The sequence below is a fragment of the Compostibacter hankyongensis genome, assembly GCF_039541075.1.
Taxonomy (GTDB): domain Bacteria; phylum Bacteroidota; class Bacteroidia; order Chitinophagales; family Chitinophagaceae; genus Compostibacter; species Compostibacter hankyongensis.
This window is the reverse complement of record NZ_BAABFN010000002.1, coordinates 420,290-437,327: the sequence shown is the minus strand read 5'-3', so window position 1 is coordinate 437,327 and position 17,038 is coordinate 420,290. Positions and strand designations below refer to the sequence as shown.

The 17,038-nt window shown below is 56.0% G+C and carries 15 protein-coding genes; 11 read left to right on the top strand and 4 right to left on the bottom strand.

Features of this window, described 5'->3' with window-relative positions:
- The first annotated feature begins 66 nt into the window (after positions 1 to 66).
- The 11 genes from ABD851_RS06680 (at position 67) to ABD851_RS06630 (ending at position 9,891) form a co-directional block, all read left to right on the top strand.
- Positions 67 to 1,491: an arabinose isomerase gene (locus tag ABD851_RS06680; RefSeq protein WP_344977399.1), complete on the top strand. Its 1,425-nt coding sequence runs from the start codon at positions 67 to 69 to the stop codon at positions 1,489 to 1,491.
- 27 nt (positions 1,492 to 1,518) lie between these two features.
- Positions 1,519 to 2,070 carry a DUF488 domain-containing protein gene (locus ABD851_RS06675; protein ID WP_344977396.1) on the top strand — a complete coding sequence of 184 codons (552 nt, stop codon included), beginning with the start codon at positions 1,519 to 1,521 and terminating at the stop codon, positions 2,068 to 2,070.
- Positions 2,071 to 2,135: 65 nt separating this feature from the next.
- Positions 2,136 to 3,767 (top strand): sodium/sugar symporter, encoded by a 1,632-nt coding sequence (locus ABD851_RS06670; protein ID WP_344977392.1) that lies wholly within the window; start codon positions 2,136 to 2,138, stop codon positions 3,765 to 3,767.
- Between the two features lie 45 nt (positions 3,768 to 3,812).
- Complete coding sequence (locus ABD851_RS06665; RefSeq protein ID WP_344977389.1) at positions 3,813 to 4,685, top strand: inositol oxygenase family protein; 873 nt, start codon at positions 3,813 to 3,815, stop codon at positions 4,683 to 4,685.
- Positions 4,686 to 5,333 (top strand): hypothetical protein, encoded by a 648-nt coding sequence (locus ABD851_RS06660; protein WP_344977386.1) that lies wholly within the window; start codon positions 4,686 to 4,688, stop codon positions 5,331 to 5,333. It abuts the gene before it with no gap.
- Complete coding sequence (locus tag ABD851_RS06655) at positions 5,333 to 5,641, top strand: GNAT family N-acetyltransferase (RefSeq protein ID WP_344977383.1); 309 nt, start codon at positions 5,333 to 5,335, stop codon at positions 5,639 to 5,641. The genes ABD851_RS06660 and ABD851_RS06655 overlap by 1 nt, the downstream gene beginning before the upstream one ends.
- A 190-nt stretch (positions 5,642 to 5,831) precedes the next feature.
- Entirely contained in the window at positions 5,832 to 6,089 is a 258-nt protein-coding gene (locus ABD851_RS06650) for a hypothetical protein (RefSeq protein WP_344977380.1), read from the top strand.
- Positions 6,090 to 6,243: 154 nt separating this feature from the next.
- A complete protein-coding gene (locus ABD851_RS06645; protein WP_344977377.1) occupies positions 6,244 to 6,969 on the top strand; it encodes an EcsC family protein in 726 nt (241 codons plus the stop codon).
- Positions 6,970 to 7,010: 41 nt separating this feature from the next.
- Positions 7,011 to 8,093 (top strand): calcium/proton exchanger, encoded by a 1,083-nt coding sequence (gene cax / locus ABD851_RS06640; RefSeq protein WP_344977374.1) that lies wholly within the window; start codon positions 7,011 to 7,013, stop codon positions 8,091 to 8,093.
- A gap of 21 nt (positions 8,094 to 8,114) precedes the next feature.
- Positions 8,115 to 8,306 (top strand): hypothetical protein, encoded by a 192-nt coding sequence (locus tag ABD851_RS06635; RefSeq protein WP_344977371.1) that lies wholly within the window; start codon positions 8,115 to 8,117, stop codon positions 8,304 to 8,306.
- A 70-nt stretch (positions 8,307 to 8,376) separates the two neighbouring features.
- Positions 8,377 to 9,891: a TolB family protein gene (locus tag ABD851_RS06630; RefSeq protein ID WP_344977368.1), complete on the top strand. Its 1,515-nt coding sequence runs from the start codon at positions 8,377 to 8,379 to the stop codon at positions 9,889 to 9,891.
- Positions 9,892 to 9,940: 49 nt separating this feature from the next.
- On the opposite strand, the gene ABD851_RS06625 is transcribed toward ABD851_RS06630, so the two are convergent.
- The 4 genes from ABD851_RS06625 to ABD851_RS06610 form a co-directional block, all read right to left on the bottom strand.
- Positions 9,941 to 10,933, bottom strand: a complete 993-nt coding sequence (locus ABD851_RS06625; protein WP_344977365.1) for a glycoside hydrolase family 43 protein — start codon at positions 10,931 to 10,933, stop codon at positions 9,941 to 9,943.
- Between the two features lie 5 nt (positions 10,934 to 10,938).
- On the bottom strand, positions 10,939 to 12,156 hold the full coding sequence (locus tag ABD851_RS06620) for a sialidase family protein (RefSeq protein ID WP_344977362.1): 1,218 nt from the start codon (positions 12,154 to 12,156) through the stop codon (positions 10,939 to 10,941).
- Positions 12,157 to 12,259: 103 nt separating this feature from the next.
- Complete coding sequence (locus ABD851_RS06615) at positions 12,260 to 13,795, bottom strand: RagB/SusD family nutrient uptake outer membrane protein (protein WP_344977359.1); 1,536 nt, start codon at positions 13,793 to 13,795, stop codon at positions 12,260 to 12,262.
- Positions 13,796 to 13,867: 72 nt separating this feature from the next.
- Positions 13,868 to 16,903 (bottom strand): SusC/RagA family TonB-linked outer membrane protein, encoded by a 3,036-nt coding sequence (locus ABD851_RS06610; RefSeq protein ID WP_344977356.1) that lies wholly within the window; start codon positions 16,901 to 16,903, stop codon positions 13,868 to 13,870.
- Positions 16,904 to 17,038 lie beyond the last annotated feature (135 nt).

The following is a 17,038-nucleotide window of genomic DNA, read 5'->3' as shown; positions in this document are numbered from 1 at the left end:
GCCGGGCCGGTGAAAACCGTGGCCTGCTCAGGGCAATTCGCTACACAAAATACGAAATCAGCATTTATGGATCAAGTTATCAGGGTGGGATTATTCGGAATTGGCCTGTCCACCTACTGGGGACAGTTTGAAGGACTGCTTCCCAGGCTGGAGGGCTACCAGCGCCGGATAGGGGAGCGGATTGCGCAGCAGCAGGTACAGGTAGTCAACGCCGGCATGGTGGATACCATTGAGAAGGCGCATGAGGCCGCTTCTCTCTTTCGCCGCGAGGAGGTATCCCTGGTTTTCCTGTACGTGTCTACCTACGCCCTGTCCGCCACCGTGCTGCCCGTGGTCCAGCAGCTACAGAAGCCGGTTGTGGTGCTGAATCTGCAGCCCGATAACGCTATCGACTATACGTGGTTCAACCAGTTGGGCGACAGGGGCATGATGACCGGGGAATGGCTGGCCAACTGTCAGGCCTGCGCCGTGCCGGAGATCGCCAACGTGTTCCGCCGCGCCGGTATCGCCTTTCATCCCGTAACCGGCACCCTGAACGATGAAGAAGCCTGGAGCGAGGTAAGCGACTGGATAGCGGCAGCCTGGGTGGCCCGGGGCATGGCGGTGAACCGGGTAGGGGTAATGGGGCATTATTATAACGGCATGCTTGATATCTACAGCGATCTCACCACACAGTCCGCCGTTTTCGGTTCCTATATTCAGCATCTTGAAATGTGCGACCTGAAGGCGCTACGCGATACGGTAACGCCGGAAGAAATTTCGCAAAAGGTAGCCCAGATCCGGCTGGAGTTCGAGGTGATGCCCGACTGCGACGAAACGGAGGTGCTCCGCGCCGCCCGTACCGCCGTGGCCCTGGATAAGCTGGTAACGCAGTTCCGGCTGGGCTCGCTTTGCTATTATTACGAGGGTACCCCCGACGGCGAATACGAAGACATCATCGCCTCGGTGATCGCCGGCAACTCCATGCTTACGGCGCACAATGTGCCGGTCGCCGGGGAATATGAGATAAAGAACGTGCAGGCCATGAAGATCATGGACCTCTTCGGGGCCGGCGGCTCCTTCACCGAATTCTACGGAATGGATTTTAACGACGGCATCGTACTGATGGGGCACGACGGACCCGGCCACCTCGCCATTGCCGAAGGGAGGCCGCTGCTGAAGCCGCTGGGCGTTTATCATGGCAAACCCGGCAAAGGGCTTTCCGTGGAGATGCAGGTAAAGCATGGCAAGGTGACGCTGCTCTCCGTGGTAGAAGACAAAGACGCGGGACTCCGTCTGCTGGTGGCCGAGGGCGAATCGGTACCGGGGCCCATCCTGCAGATCGGCAATACCAACAGCCGGTACAGATTTTCGCTCGGCGTCAAGGAGTTTGTCAACCGCTGGAGCAGCGAAGGACCTGCGCATCATTGCGCCATCGGGATCGGACATATCGCCGGAAAGCTGGAGAAGCTGGGCGCCCTGCTGCAGATCCCGGTGGTACGGATATGCTGATGTGCGTTTCTTTCGTATATTCGGATTATGCCATCATCAAAAGCTTCTCCGCCCGCCGGGGGGATCATCTATACCATCGGACATTCCACCCACGATACCGATACGTTTATCGGAATGCTGAAGGCCTATGACATCGCCTGTCTTGCCGACATACGCACCCTTCCCGGCTCCCGCCGGGTACCGCAGTTCAACCGCGAACAGCTGGAACCCGCCCTGGAAAAAGCGGGTATCTATTACGTACATCTGAAGGCGCTGGGCGGTCTCCGCCACACTACCGCCGCTTCCGTCAATACAGGCTGGCGCAATAAATCTTTCCGGGGATATGCGGATTACATGCAGACGGCGGCATTTGCAGAAGCCCTGCAGGAGCTGATGAAGCTGGCGGCTTCCCGCACCACCGTCATGATGTGCGCCGAAGCCGTTCCCTGGCGCTGCCACCGCTCCCTCGTCGGAGACGCTTTGCTTGTAAAAGGCTGGCAGGTAATCGATATTTTTTCCGCCACCCATTCCGCCCCGCACACCCTCACCACCTTTGCCAGGGTGGAGGACGGCGTCATCACCTATCCCGGCCCGGTATAACGCCACCCATACAACAAACGGCGGAAGCGCTTATCTTTATCTTCCTGAACGCATATCCTCTTCTCATGAACCAGTTACATACAGCCGATTACGTGGTATTTCTCGTTTACTTCGTAATGGTGACGGCCTACGGCTATTTCATCTACCACCGCAAAAAAGCAGCCAAGGCCAACTCAAAGGATTTCTTCCTGGCCGAAGGATCTCTGACCTGGTGGGCGATCGGTGCCTCGCTGATCGCCTCCAACATTTCGGCCGAACATTTTATCGGCATGTCGGGCTCCGGTTTTGCCCTGGGCCTCGCTATCTCCACCTATGAATGGATGGCTGCCGCCACGCTGATGCTGGTGGCGATATTCTTTATCCCCATCTACCTGAAAAACAAAATATATACGATGCCGCAGTTCCTGTCCCGCCGGTATAATGCCACGGTGAGCACGGTGATGGCGGTATTCTGGCTGCTGGTCTATGTATTTGTCAACCTCACTTCTATCGTTTACCTGGGCGCGCTGGCCATTTCTTCGGTAACGGGCATCAGCTTCGGCACCTGTGTCACCGGGCTGGCCGTCTTTGCGGTGGTGGTCACCCTGGGCGGTATGAAGGTGATCGGCTATACGGATGTCTTCCAGGTATTCGTGCTCATCCTCGGAGGGCTGGTTACCACTTATCTGGCGCTGAACATGGTATCCGAACATTTTGGTTACGGGGAAAATATCTGGAAAGGACTGACCCTGATCCGCGAAAAAGCACCCTCGCATTTTCACATGATCTTTGATAAATCCAACCCTTATTACATGGATCTGCCCGGCCTGTCGGTCCTGATCGGCGGCATGTGGATCAATAATCTCAATTATTGGGGCTGTAACCAATACATTACCCAGCGGGCGCTCGGGGCCGATCTGAAAACCGCCCGCAGCGGCATCCTCTTTGCCGCCTTCCTGAAGCTGCTGGTACCGGTGATTGCGGTGCTGCCGGGGATCACCGCCTTTGTGCTTTACCAGCAGGGGATGTTCCACACCGAGATGACGGATGCTGCCGGCGTGCTGAAGCCGGACCATGCTTATCCCACCCTGCTGAACCTGCTTCCCGCGGGACTGAAAGGACTGGCCTTCGCCGCCCTGACGGCGGCGGTAGTGGCTTCCCTGGCCGGAAAAGCCAACAGCATATCCACCATCTTTTCCCTGGATATCTATCAGAAATTCTTTCATAAAAATGCCACGGAAAAACAGCTGGTAGGGACGGGAAAGTGGACGGTGGTCGTCGCCATGCTGATCGCCTGCCTGGTGGCGCCGGCGCTGCGATCGCTGGACCAGGCCTACCAGTTTATCCAGGAATACGTGGGATTTATCTCCCCCGGCGTACTGGCCATCTTCCTGCTGGGCTTTTTCTGGAAACGCACTACCTCCGCCGCGGCGCTCACCGCGGCGCTGCTGACCATCCCCCTGTCCACGCTGCTGAAATTCCTGCCGGTATGGACCGGCGGCGTTTTTCCGGATTATGCCTTCCTGGACCGTATGTCCATTGTTTTCGGTATCCTCATCGCCCTGATGATCGTTATCAGTCTTTTGCGGCCCCGCGCCCTGCAGCCGTCCCGGGTTATCCGGATCGATACGGCCCTGTTTCGCTGCAGCCCCGGCTTTATCGCCGGCTCCGTGGTGATCGTGGGCATACTGGCCGCCCTGTATACGGTTTTTTGGTAGGTCTCCGGAAATACCTTACATTTATTCTGCCCAAATTCCTGTATCATGCAAAAAGACATGACCGACATACAAAATCCGCTTCACAGTATCGAAGAGTGGGAAGATGATGTGCTGGAGCGTTACCCCGAACCCGGCGTGACCGCAAAATCGAAGGATGCTTTCCGGAATTATGACAATCCGGAAAGAGATACCGTACGGGAGTTCTACCGCATGAATCACCAGTACCAGACCTACGATTTCGTACAGCAGAAGAAAGCGGATTTTCTCCGGTTCAACCGCCGGGAGCTCCGGGTGTGGGATGCGATGGAATTTCTCAATACGCTGGTAGATGATTCCGATCCCGATATTGAGCTGGATCAGCTGCAGCACCTGCTGCAGACCGCCGAGGCCATCCGGGCCGACGGACATCCCGACTGGTTTGTGCTGACCGGTTTTGTACATGATATGGGCAAGGTGCTGTGCCTTTTCGGCGAGCCGCAATGGGCCGTGGTAGGCGATACCTTCCCCGTCGGATGCCGCTTTTCGGACAAAATCGTATATCCCGAATTCTTTGAAGCCAATCCCGACAGCCGCGATGAACGGTACAATACCCTTTACGGCATCTATGAACCGGGATGCGGGCTGAACAACGTATCCCTGTCCTGGGGACACGATGAATATATGTACCAGATCATGAAGGATTACCTGCCCGAACCGGCGCTGTATATGATCAGGTATCACTCCTTCTACTCACAGCACCGCGAACAGGCTTACGATCACCTGATGAATGATCACGACCGGGAAATGTTCGAATGGGTAAAAAAATTCAATCCTTACGATCTTTATTCCAAAAGTCCTACGCCCCCGGTACTCGAAGCGCTGAAGCCGTATTACGAAGGGCTTATCGCCAAATACCTGCCCGAGAAGATCCGGCTGTAGATGCTGCGTATGTTGCTGCTTATCCCTTTGCTGCTTACAGGGCTGCGCTCACCGGCCCAGGACAGCAGCAGGACAGAAAAGCCGCCGCCCAAGGTGCTGATCATCCGGTTCGATCCCGATTACGCACCCGCCGTGCAGCCGGAAGATACAATCTATTATACGCCTTCGAGACCGCTGCAATGGAGCGACTTCACCGGCAAACGTCCGCCCGGGCATACCGATAACATTGCGGTCACCTACAGCAGCTTTGCCTATACCGGCAGCGCCAGGCAAAAGCAGGATACCCTGTGGGTAACGCTTACCCTGCAGGTCTTTTTTGTAAAAAGCGCTTCATGGGTCAGCGGGTCGCCCGGTACCTACGCGCTGCAACACGAGCAGATGCATTTCGACCTCACCCATATCGCTGCAGACGATTTCAAACGCAGGGTGCTGCGCACCGATATGGAACCGGAGGACGCCGACAGCTATATCCAGTATCAGTATCTCGAAGCCTTCCGGGATATGAATCACCTGCAGGAGCGCTATGAGGCCGCTACCGGTCACGGACGCAACCCCGCTGCGGCAGCACAGTGGAAAAAATATATCCGCGACCGGCTGTATGGGAAACTCGTACCTTTACCCGATACGGGTCCCTCATCTGTGAAATGATGAAAGCAGAATTGGAAAATATTCCTCTTGTCGATAATACCACCGGCAGCCGGTTTGAGCTGACGGTGGATCATTATACCGGTTTTATTACCTACCGGCTGCAGGGCGACAAGATCTATCTTCTGCATACAGAAGTCCCAGAACAGCTTTCAGGAAAGGGTGCAGGCGCGGCGCTGGTAGAAAAAACCCTTCGCTATATAGAAGCGCATCACCTGAAGCTGATTCCCTATTGCCCCTTTGTGATCGCCTACCTTAAGCGTCATCCGGAATGGCAGCGTCTTCTGGATGCCGGAACAAAAATTCCGTGATCCTTCCCCATATCCCTTTACGCAGGAATTTTGCAACTTGCTGATTTACAGATAATTGAAAAAGATAAGTAAATTTGGCAACCGGTGCTTTAACAAAACATTAGTATAAAGAATTCTTAAGAAAATACGGTTTGGCCGGCAAAGGAACGGTTGTTGATTTACAGAGGGTACAAACCAAAACCCAAGTACCATGTCTAAGAAAAATGTAAAGCAGGAGATTCAACAGCTGGCTATTGGGAATTACAAAAGCTTTCCCGACGAATACACCGAAAGCGGCGCCAATACAGATACCCTGACCGTTTCGCTGGCCAAAGGCTATTGGGATAGCCGGAGTGAAAAGGAAGTAAGCCGGGACGAACGGTTAGGCATTAACCTCGACGACTATACGCAATGGACCAAGGAGGCCTTTGCGGAATTTATCAAAGAATATGAGGGATCCCTCAACTAATGATTATTACAGGCTTGCCATGCCCCGAAAAGAACCGCGACCGGCGTCGCGGTTCTTTTTTTATGACCGGTTGACAGCCGAAATCCAGCTCGCTGAAGGCTGCTATCCGAAATGATAGAATTACGGTAATTTTAGCGTGATAAAGCGAACCCGTATGAATAGCTACGAACAGCAGGCCCTGGCCGGGATGAGAAAATGGCAGCGCAAGATGCAGCGCCGCCCGCGGCTGACAGGCAAGCTGACCAAAAGGCTGCAGGACAGGATGAACCGCTTTATCCCCGAAAAGGTACATCGCGTCATTACCACGGCCATCAAACAGATGATGCGGGCCGTATTTTTCGGCGCGAAATATATCTCACCCAGGCCCTTGCGCGACGCTGTGCTCGAAGTCCGGGAAGCGCGCGTGCTCGAACGCATCAACTTTTACAGTAAAACCGCCGCTGCCGAAGGCGCGCTCACCGGTGCAGCCGGCTTCCTGCTGGGACTGGCCGATTTTCCGCTATGGCTGACCCTGAAATCAAAGATGCTGTTCGATATTGCCGCCCTGTACGGATATGATCCGGGAGAATACCCGGAACGGCTGTACCTGCTTTATATTTTTCAGCTGACCTTTTCCAGCCAGCATCACCGCAACCGGGTATACGAGATCATGGCCGGATGGGAGGACTATACCCGTAGCCTTCCGGAAGATATCCATCAGTTTGACTGGCGCAGTTTCCAGCAGGAGTACCGCGATTACCTGGACCTGGCCAAGATGCTGCAGCTGGTGCCCGGTATCGGCGCGGTAGTAGGGCTGTACGTCAACCACCGGCTCACGGCAAAGCTGGGGAAAACGGCGATGAATGCCTATCGCATGCGCTGGTTCCGCGGTTCTGAATGATTTTTTATGTAGCTTGAGGACAGATACATAACCCTTGGATCATGACTACAGCACCGGAAAAAGGCCTGAACAAATCCGATCTTTTTATCCTCGGCGGCGGCGGTCTGGCCGTTGTGCTCACCGGCATAGCCCATTATGCGCAATGGAACAATATAGCGACATTCTGCTTTGCCGCGCTGGCGGTTACCCTGCTGGCTTCGCTGGTCGGCCGGAGCGTGGAGCAGCTTGGGGACCGTTTTGGTCCCGGGGCTACCGGTGTGCTGCAGTCTGCCCTGGGCAACCTGCCCGAACTGTTTATTGCCATCTTTGCCCTCAAAGCCGGCCTGGTAGATGTGGTGCGCGCCGCGCTGATCGGCTCCATACTGGCCAACCTGTTGCTCGTGCTCGGACTGGCCTTCATCGTGGGCGGGCTGAAACATGGCATCCAGAAGCTGGACTCCGGGCGGGCCCGGATCAGCGTCAGCCTCATGCTGCTCTCGGTCATCGTGATGACCATCCCCTCCCTGGCACACTGGGTGCATACTCCTGCCGAGCCGCATGAAACGGCCTTTTCCGTCGTAGTATCCGTAGTATTGCTGGTGCTGTTCCTGTTATATCTGCCCGCTTCGCTAAAACACGGAAGCAAGAGCATATCACCGGAAAACGGACACGGCGAACCGCCCCGCTGGCCCCTGTGGCTGGCGCTGACCCTGCTTGCGCTGTCTGCCGTGCTGGCGGCCTTTGTTTCCGATTGGTTTGTGACGGCATTGGAGCCCGCCATGAAGGCTTTAAACATCTCAGACGCCTTTGCCGGCCTGGTGATCGTGGCCGTGGCGGGCAATGCGATAGAGAACGTAGTGGGAATACAGCTGGCGTCAAAAGGGCAATCGGAATATGCCTTTTCCGTGATCATCAACAGCCCCCTGCAGATTGCCCTCGTGCTGGCGCCGCTGCTGGTCATCCTCAGCCAGGTCTTCGGGTTCTCGCCGCTTACCCTGGTGTTCAGCCCGATGCTTACCGCCTGTATGTTCCTGTCGGTCATCCTGGCGGCGTTCATCTCCTTCGACGGGGAATCGAACTGGCTGGAAGGTGCTGCGCTGACGGCCATATATATCGTTATCGCCACCGCCTTCTGGTGGGGCTGAAGGAAAAAGACCATGCGACAAATGACAGACAGGTTAAGCGTTAACAGGATCATGCATTGCTCCCGCCGGAGCATTGGCCGGCTTGATCTCAGCATGGCCGTGCTCGCCGTAACGACCGTCTTCTGTATCGTATCGCTGTCTGCCCGGGCAGCATTGCCGACGGTAATTTTCGGAGATATACCCGGAATCCAGCGCGGCTATGATCCCTCTTGATTGGCGACGACGGGAAGCGGCAGATAGACCGCGTGGCATATCCGCGTATGGCATCATAAAAGTTACCGTCATGAAAACGAATACCTTTATGGCTTTTTCCGTCTGCGCATCCCTGTGCGCACTCCTTTGTTTACCCGTACAGGCGCAGACCGCTGCACCGGGTATATTCATCGGAGAGGCGGATATCGGGCCCACGGCAAGGCCGGGCTCATCAGGTCATGCTCCGCAGGGCGGATCCTATACGGTCAAAGGACCGTTAAGCGCCGCGACAGGCAACCAACCGGCCTTTCATTTCCTCTACCGGAAAATAAAAGGCGACTTTATCCTGTATGCACGCATAGCGGCTAACGGTAACGGAGCTCCGCAGCGATCTGCCGGATGGATGATACGTACGGCGCTGGACAAAGATGCTGCTTACCTGAGTCTGTCGGCGGGAGAGAAAGAGAAGGCAGAGGCTATGCTGCGGTATAAAAAAGCAGGGGCTTCTGTCCCGGGAACAGTGCGCACCGGTCTGACCGGCGCCGACGTGCTGCAGCTGGAAAGAAAGGGCGATACCTTTACCCTCCGGGTAGCCCGGTTCGGCATGCCCTTTATTACCCGGAAGCTCAGCCTGCCCGGTATGGGAGAAGAACTCTATACCGGCCTGTACGCTGAGAGCGGGGATACCGGCATCTTCCGGGACCTGCGGATCATAGCTCCCCATCCCGGAGACGGGAAGGGAGAATCCGGGATGACCCTCGGCAGCCGTCTTGAACTGCTCGACGTCGGCACGGGCGATCGTGAGATCGTATATCGCGTGCCCTATTCCATCCAGGCGCCCAACTGGACAAAAGACGGACAAGCGTTGATCTTTAATGATAATTCCGGGAGCATGTATCGGTTCGACCTCTCTGCCCGGAAGCCAGAGCGGCTGAATACCAGCCATGTAAATCATAACAACAACGATCATGTACTGTCGTTCGACGGCACCATGCTGGGGCTCAGCAGTAATGTGAAAGAAGCCGGCGGATCGGTTATCTTTACCGTACCGGCAACCGGCGGGGAGCCCCGGCAGATCACACCCGGGGGGCCTTCCTATCTGCACGGCTGGTCGCCGGACGGAAAGTTTCTCGTATTCTGCGGGGAGCGCAAAGGGGAATTCGATGTATATAAAATACCGGCCGGCGGGGGCCGGGAGATCCGCCTTACCCGGACGAAGGGACTGGATGACGGTCCCGAATATACGCCGGATGGAAAATATATCTATTTTAACTCCGTGCGCTCGGGCAGTATGCAGATCTGGAGGATGCGCCCGGACGGCAGCGGGCAGGAGCAGGTGACGGATGACGGGTTCAACAATTGGTTCCCCCATATTTCACCGGACGGACATTGGGTGGTTTTTCTTTCCTTCCCGAAAGAGGAAGCGGCGCCGGACAGCCATCCGCCCTATAAACATGTCTATCTCCGGCTGATGCCGCTCAGCGGCGGCAAGCCCAGGGTGCTGGCTTACCTGTATGGCGGGCAGGGGTCCATCAATACCCCCTCCTGGTCCCCGGACAGCAAAAAGATCGCCTTTATCAGCAACAGCGGTCCGATTTTACCCTGAAGGTCAGACCGGTTACGCCCTCCTGCGAAAGAACTGCGGAAGATATCGTCTATTTCTCCGGGGAAAACAAGTAACGGAAGCTGCCGGCATCCACCGTCATTACATCCGCAGCGCCGCCGTCTTCCCGGAAAGCGGCTTCTATCAGGGCCGTCATCCGGGGCGATACCGCACTGTCCGACCGGTGGGTATGCAGCACATAAAAAAGCCGGCCGGCCGTATCGCGGACAAAGTCGCCGTGACCGGTACCGTTATGGCCGGTATTGTGCCGGCTGATGATGGGATTGTCCGCAGATTTCTGCCAGGGCCCGAAGGGCGTTGGCGCAGTGGCATAGCCTACCGCATAATCGATATTCCGGAAATCATTGGCAGAATAAAAAAGGTAATACAGGCCCCTGTGCTTCAGCAGGGTAGGACCTTCGGTAACGGGCCAGGGAGCATGGGCCGTATTTTCCCAGGGGTCCGTGGCCGTGATACATTCCTTCGCCGTCTCCGGCAGGATATCCGAAAGGTCATCTTTCAGCCGGGCCACAAACAGCCGGTTGCCCTGCTGCAGCCTTACATGATACAAGTACTTCTTTCCGTCTTCGTCCATGAATACGAAAGGATCTATCTGTTTGCCGGGACCGGATACCGGCTTCAGCGTCTTTTGGCGGAAAGGGCCGAGCGGGCTGCTGCTTTCCGCAATGGCGATATGCTCATCCGCAGTATAGGCCATGTAGAATTTCCCGCCGTATTTAAAAACCTGGGGCGCCCAGAATCCCTGTGTACCATAGGCATCTCCGCTCACGAGGGCGTACCCGTCTTTCACGCCGGCAGGACCGTTCCAGGTCTGCATATCGGAAGAGGTATATACCAGAAAACCTCTCGTGTTACCGCCCGTACCGTATAGGTAGTAGGTGCCGCTGTCGTAAAAGATCGTCGGATCGGCAAGCAGGATGTGAGTTCCCGCACTGTCTTTCACCGGACCGCCCGTATCTGTGGACGCATCGTTATGCTTACAGGCCAGAAAGGCGGGCAGCAGCGCTGCCAGAAGTATCTTCAAAGATGTCATTTTCCCGGTTTACTCAATTTGCCCAGCCTCAGCCGGATATTATGACCGCCTGCTTCGCGCCGGACGGTGGTGACAATTCCTATTTCATCCCTGCCGGTCTGGTACAGGGATGACCAGATGGTCTGTGTCCAGTCCGCAGCATAATCCTTTTTTGGTTGCCATGGCCGGGCCGCGGTATGCCAGCTGCGGCCGAAATCATTGCTGACCGATATGTTTCCCCGGTTGGAGGTCACCACCAGGCGGCCGTCGTCCAGCGACAGGATATAAGGCCCGCCGGTCTGACCGGGTATGGAAGTACCCAGTCCTACGGGCCAGGTGATGCCGTCGCGACTGGCTTTATAATAAACATTACACTGCTCGGGTCCGCAAACCTCATATACCACGATGTACCTGCCGTCTTTCATCCGGGTCCATACCGGCATACCCGGCCGGGATGCGGAATGTCCCGGGGTATAGGCCACCCATATCTCCCGGCCCCAGGTGCGTCCGCCGTCTGCCGATATTTTTTCCGAGATGATCTGGCTGTAAGATACGTCATCGGTCACATGTTTTTCATTGGCGTACATTACCGCCAGCCGACCGTCGTCCAGGAAATGAAAATGAGGTTCATATACCCCCTTGTCCGGCTTGCCCAGCGCTCCGGGGCGACCTTCATTAGCATCAATGGTACTGAGCTTTTTCCAGGTCCGGCCCCCATCGGCGCTCCGGTATACCGGCAGCCGGTAAGATTCCTGCCAGCGCACGGAGCGGCCGGCCAGCAGCAGCGCGCCGTCAGGAAGCCTGAGCAGCGCGGCGTTGTCCAGGTCCCTGCCCGGGTCGGAGAGGAGGCTTATCCTTTTCCAGGTCCGGCAGCCGTCCCGGCTTTCGGCGATTTCCAGTTCGTATCCGCCGCGGGGATCTTTGCGGTATCCGGGATTCCGCGAGACGGTATAGGCGGCGAGCCATCTTCCGCCCGGCAGCCGCAGCATACGTCCATACTGGGAGCCGTATGTCGACCGATCATTTCGTACTCCCGTTCCTGTTATAGGTTCGTCATCTATGATGATCGTATCACCCCAGCGGAGGGTATCCCCCGGAACCCCGCGCCACACGACCGGCTGGTGATCCGCGGGATCCTTCTCCGGCAAAGGGGTAAACTCTCCGGGAGCCGCCCGGCTTAAGACCGGGAAGGCGCCCGGAACCAGAAAGAGCAGGCCTGCAAGCAAACTTTTCATGATGTCTTTTATCATTCAGCGGTTATGCCGCATTCTTCAGCAGTCATGCCGCCATATGTCCCGGCCAAAGTTACCGTTTCACACTGACAGGAAGCTGACCGGATCAATAGCCGGGATTCTGCTTGAGGTTGGTATTGTTTTCCACCTCGATCTGCGGCAAAGGCAGCCGGATATTTTTGCCGACCACGAAATTCTTAAAATCCGGATCGCGGGCCGCTACCTTGTTCACGGCTTCCTTGCTGTCGAGATCGCCCCATCTTTTGAGGTCTGCCCAGCGCACGCTTTCACCGCACAGCTCCAGCTCGCGCTCCGTCTTCAGCCGTTCCCGGAACAGGTCCTTGCTGACGCCGATCTCGGGATGGGCCGCTTCCAGCGTTTTCAGGTTGGCCCTTTCGCGGACGCGGTCCACATAAGCATAAGCTGCCTGCGTTTGTCCCAGCTCATTCAGCACCTCTGCATAGCACAGCAGGATATCGGCAAAGCGAATGACCCTGAAGTTGACGCCCGAGTAATAGTCCTCGTTGGTACGCTGGTAATCGCGCTGGTATTTCCGGAACCAGGCCTCATCGGCATCCCATTCCCAGCTGCGGCCATACACCTTGTCTCCGAAATCTTTTTCCAGGTCGGCATAGAACAGGCTGTACCGCAGTCTTTCATCCAGCTTACCGTCTTTTGTCTTTTCTTTTTTGAACTCACCGACCATCCAGTTCCGCGCCTGCCCGTCGGACCAGCCTATGCCGCGGGGAGCAAAGAACTGCTGCCGGTTATTGCCCATGTTGCTGTTGGGGCCGTCGCCCTCAGCCGTCTTGTTCGCATCCGAGAACTGTATCTCGAATACTGATTCCTTGTTGTTTTCGTTCAGGTCTGTAAAGTTATCCCGGTAGTTGGGTACCAGGTCATAATATCCTTTTCCCTCCCCGGTCACCAGGTAGTCCAGCGCCGCTTTGGCCTCCTGCCATTTGTGCTGCTGCATATAGGTTTTGCCCAGCAGCGCCAGGGCCGCTCCTTTGGTGGGCCTGCCTGCATTGGGATCGTCCCAGCTGCCGGGCAGCACGGCCGCCGCTTCGGTGAGGTCTTTTTCCACCTGCTGCCATACCTCGGCCAGGGTGTTCTGCTGGGGCAGGTCGTCCGGCTTGGAGGGCTCCAGTACCAGCGGCACATTCTCCCAGAGCAGGGCAGCATAGTGATAATACATCGCCCTCAGGAATTTGGCCTGCGCCAGGATACGGTCTTTTTTCTGCTGGTCCGCAAAGGCAATATCGGGCACATAGGCGAGCACCTGGTTGCAACGGAAGATGGCCTTATAAAAATCGCGCCAGGTATTGACATTCCCTTCAAAGAAATTGTAATTGATGTACTGAAAGCGGGTCCAGTCGCCCAGCTCTATCCAGGGACTTTTGCTGAATCCCTCATCGGAAGTAAGGTCCAGCCGGAAGTAGATCCAGCGGTTCCAGCCCCCGTTCTGGTAAAACATATGATAAACGGCATTCACACCCCGCTGGGCATCGTCTTCCGTTTTCCAGAACTGGTCGACGGTAATGGTATTCTGGTTTTTTATATCCAGGATATCGTTACTGCAGGAGGACGTTGCAAACAGCGCGCCCAGACCGAGGATAGCGGGAAAGAATATCTTTTTCATCTGGTAATATTTGTCTTTTTAAGGGTCGTCCGCCCGGGGCGGATCATCATACTATCATAGCACTGTTGCTTGTTAAAAGCCAAATTGCAGGCCTACGGAATACATCTTCACATTGGGGAAGGCGCCGAAGTCGTATCCTCTTTCCCAGATCGAGCCGTTATCGAACTCCGGATCCAGACCGCCGTATTTTGTAAAGGTGATCAGGTTCTGTCCGGAGAGGGATATCTGCGCGCTCGAAAAACCGATCTGCTTTACCAGGGAGGAGGGCAGGCTGTAAGCCAGGCTGATAAATTTCAGACGGGCAAAGCTGCCGCTCTCCAGCCATCGTTCCGTATCGCCACGCGAGTTCAGCGTAGTACCGTAATAAGCCCTGGGTGTGCTGGTATTCGGGTTTTCCGGGGTCCAGGGCTTGATCCCTTTCCGGTAGTTGGAATTGTCGTCAAACCGGTCCGTCACGCTTTTCGGCCCGTTGAATACGGTGGCCCCGAAAGAGCCGAACCACGACATGGAAAAGGAAAATCCTTTGTAGGAAGCGCCGGCATTGAGTCCCAGCTCAAAATCGGGCCAGGGGCTGGCTATGACTTTCTTGTCCGCATTGGTGATCTGTCCGTCCCCGTTGTTGTCCCGGAAGCGGATATCCCCGGGCTTGGCATCGGGCTGGATGATCCTGCCGTCCTTGCTCTTGTAAGCATTCACCTCATCCATGCTCTGGAAAAGACCATCGGTCTGCAGCACATACCACATGCCGATGGGATGACCTACCTCGGTGACGGTATTGCCGACGTAAATATTGTTCCGGTTATACCCCAGGCTCAGCACCTTGTTCCGCACCCGTGTGAAATTGGCCGTCACGTTCCAGGCCAGCGGATGGCTGTTATCCTGGTAGGTGGCCGACAGCTCGAATCCCTTGTTCTGGACGCTGGCGGCATTGACCACCGGGTTTCCGCCGTCGTTACCCGTAGTCAGGGCAATGGGCATGTCGGTAAGCACATCCCGGGTTTCGGCGATGAAATATTCGGCCGTCAGGGAGAGCTTGTTGTTGAGAAAAGCAGCATCCACACCATAGTTCTGCTGGATGAGGGTCTCCCAGCGGAGATTTTCGTTCACCAGCTTGACCTGTGTGGCGCCGGGCTCAATATGCTGGTCGCGCCCCATGGCAATAGTGGAAAAGGTATTGATGGTTGCCAGATAATCCCAGTAGCCGATATTGCTGCTGCCGAGCCTGCCATAGCTGGCCCGCAGCTTCAGGTCGTCCACCCAGGAGCTGTGGAAGAAGGACTCCTGGCTGATCCGCCATGCTGCGGATACGGAAGGAAAATTACCCCAGCGGTTCTCCGGGCTGAGACGGGAGCTGCCGTCCCGGCGGATGATCGCGTTCAGCAGGTACCGGTCTGCATAATTATATTCGACACGGGCCAGGTAGGAAATCAGCACGGCGCGGTTGAGGAATCCGCCCGTCTGCGGTTCGTTGCCCTGGTCCAGCACCGGATAATACTGGCCTGTGGAGGGGTTCTGAAGGATATTCCGTTTGGTGCCCCATATCTGCCCGTAATCATCCCGCTGATAGGTCTGCCCGGCGACGACATTCAGCGAATGCTTGTCAAAGGTCTTGCTGAAAGTAAGGGTATTTTCTACCAGGCCGGACTGAAACCGGGCCCGGTTCTCGTTGGCAATGGCGGGGTCGTAGGACTGGTTAAGGGTCCAGTTGCCCTCCTTCCGCAGATAGGTATAGTGGTCGTTGCTGGTTTCGTATCCGAGGTTGAGCCGGTAGGTCAGGAAGGAAAAAGGTTTCAATTCTGCCCATACATTCCCCCGGACGCGGAAGTTCTCGTTGGTGCGGTTCTCCAGATTTGCAATGGCGAGAGGGTTGGTACCAAAAGTCCGGGCCTTGGCTTCATCCCCGTAACCGTATCCGCCGGGATGCGTGGAGTCGTATACGGGGATGGTGGGCAGCAGGCGGACCACATCGACGATAGGGTTCCCCGACATCTCGTCTGATTTGGCATTGGTAATGGCAATGTTTTCCCCGATGCTGAAGATACCCTTGGTACCCGAGGTATTCACCCTCAGGCTGTACCGGTCGAACTGGGTGCCGATCACCGTGCCTTTGTTGCCAAAATAGTTGGCCGATACCATATAATTTCCGCTTTTGCCGCCCCCGGAAAAGCTCAGGTTATAATCCTGCATGTTGCCGGTACGGAAGGCTACATCCTGCCAATCGGTATTTACATCCATATCCAGCTTCTGGTGCGGCACTCCCGCGTTATCATAGGCCATGAAGTTCAGCTTGGCGAATTCCTCGGTACCCGTCAGCTTATAACGGGGAATGGTCTGTATGCTGGTCTTCCCCGAAAAATTGATCTGCATGGGGCCTTCCTTGCCCTTTTTGGTGGTGATGATGATCACGCCGTTGGCGGCGCGGGAACCATATATGGCAGCTGCCGAGGCATCTTTGAGGATCTGGACGGACTCGATATCGTTGGGGTTGAAATCCCGGTTAGCCGTGGTGATCATACCGTCAATCACATAGAGAGGACTGTAGTTCTGGAAATTCTTGGTGCCCCGGATCTCGATCTTGGCTTCCGAACCCGGCAGTCCGGCGCTCCTCACATTGATGCCGGTGGCCAGCCCCTGCATGGCCTCGGCCAGGGTGGTGGCCTGCCGTTTCTGGATAGCATCGGTATTCACAACGGATACCGCCCCGGTAAGGTCCTTTTTCTTCTGCGTGCCGTATCCGACCACTACCACTTCGTTCAGACCTGTGGATGCCGGGTGAAGCTGGACATTGATCACTTCCCGCCCGTTGACCGGTATGGCCTGTGGAGCATAACCCACATAGGTAAAAACCAGGGTATCGACGCCCGGCGGAAGGTCAACGGCATACCCGCCGTTGTTGTCGGTGCTGCCGCCCTGGCCGCCCTGACCGGCCCGGACGATTACGCCGGTAAGTCCTTCCCCCCGGCCGCCCGTGACGGTACCGGTAACGCGATGCTGCGCCTGGGAGAAAGCGACACAGGGAACCAGCAAAAACAGGACAGCGAAAAGGAAACGTAGCTGCCGCCCTGCCAGCCGGGCAGGCGGTACATAGGAATATAAGTTTCCGACCATAGCAAGAGGATTTAATTTAACTTTATCTTCAGGGAATTTCGGAGAGGACCGTAGCCCTCCGTATGAGCAAAGAAAGAACTTTAGACGTTGCAGCCTGCGGGCTTTTGTCTCAATATTTCTTCATTTTGTCTCAAA